The sequence below is a fragment of the Deltaproteobacteria bacterium genome (assembly GCA_009930495.1).
In the GTDB taxonomy this organism is placed as follows: Bacteria; Desulfobacterota; Desulfovibrionia; order Desulfovibrionales; family Desulfomicrobiaceae; genus Desulfomicrobium.
In genome coordinates this window covers 1-1440 of sequence record RZYB01000391.1, presented here as the reverse complement: position 1 = coordinate 1440, position 1440 = coordinate 1, and the positions used below count along the sequence as shown (strand labels likewise).

The 1440-nt window shown below is 29.4% G+C and carries 1 protein-coding gene; it reads left to right on the top strand.

What is annotated here, in order from left to right:
* Positions 1 to 2: 2 nt before the first annotated feature.
* Complete coding sequence (locus EOL86_14950; GenBank protein ID NCD26866.1) at positions 3 to 1406, top strand: hypothetical protein; 1404 nt, start codon at positions 3 to 5, stop codon at positions 1404 to 1406.
* The last annotated feature ends 34 nt before the right edge of the window (positions 1407 to 1440 follow it).

Here is a 1440-nt window from a genome sequence, read left to right as displayed (position 1 = left end):
CAATTGAAAATAAAGTATCAAGTACTAAATCTCTGGGTGAGGTTAGGTTATTGAATTCTATTGTAAAAGATTTGAAGCTGAATAAATTCTTAAAGGACTCTTTTGGTAGTGATAAAGCTAATAAGATTATTTCATTAGCACAATATTTAATCTGTACAGAGAAAGCTTTATCATGGTCAGGAGCTTGGGCAGAAAATAAAGATCTTATTATTGAAGACATTCAATCACAGGAAGTTTCAAAAATATTAGAATCTATTACCCCTGATGAGAGAAATGATTTCTTTAAATCTTGGGGAGAATCTCATAGTAAAGGTAAGAAAGGCTATTTCTGTTTTGATTCAACAAACATTTCAGCTTATAATAATACTGCAACACCTAATTTAGATTATGGATACTCTCATGGACATGTAAGACAAAATCAAGTTAATCTTGCAATATTATCAAGACAAGATACATTCACTCCAGTTCAAACTCTACTATATAATGGGGCTCGACATGATAGTACTACGATAGATTCTTTAATTGAGTCTCTTAATAAATTAGATATGAATAATATCATATTAACTCTAGATAGAGGCTATTATAGCAAAAGTAACATAGAAACTATTTTAAAAAGTCATAATAGTTTCATTATACCAATCCCTAAGCGTGTTAATTGGCAATATGATGAAATTGACTCTGTTAAAACTGAACTGAATTCAGTTAAAGCTAGTGTAGATGTAGAAAATGGTGATGGTGTTATTCAAACAATCTACTGTGTAAGAAAACCTGTAATTCAAAATGGTAGAAGATTATATCTTTATGTTATATATAATCCTCAAGTAAGAAGCGAACATGAAATAAAATTTAGAGAGCTTATGGGTGTTTGTTATAAAGAACTTCTTGCAAATAAATTGAATGAAAATCATTCAGGCTATTATGAAAAATACTTTATTGTTAGTGATACACCAAAGAGAGGTAGAAAAGTAACAGAAAAAGTGTCCCTTGAAGAAGAGTTTAATAAAAAATATTCTGGTTATTGGTGTTTACTATCTAATGAAAAAAGAGAAAGGTCTGAAATATATGAAGCTTATAGCCAAAGAAACACAGCTGAAATATTTTATGATATGGTTAAAAATGATTTAAATGGAGATAGAGTTAGAAGCCATAATAATAACACCTTTGAAGGAAAAATGTTTGTAACATTTATAGCTCTAATAATTCTAGCAAAGTTTAAAAGAAAATTTGCTAGAGTACGTACTGGTAACAAAACCCTTAACAGAGTTAAATCATACAAGGAAGTATTGTTCAAAATGTCTAGCTTGACCAAGGTTTCATTTACAGGAAAATATAAACCAATGTATTCTAAACCAACCAAATTTCAAGAAGAAATTATCAAACAATTCAAGATAAATTGGCCACTTTAGTCAAACCATGTAAAACTCTGGGGGGAATTTGGGT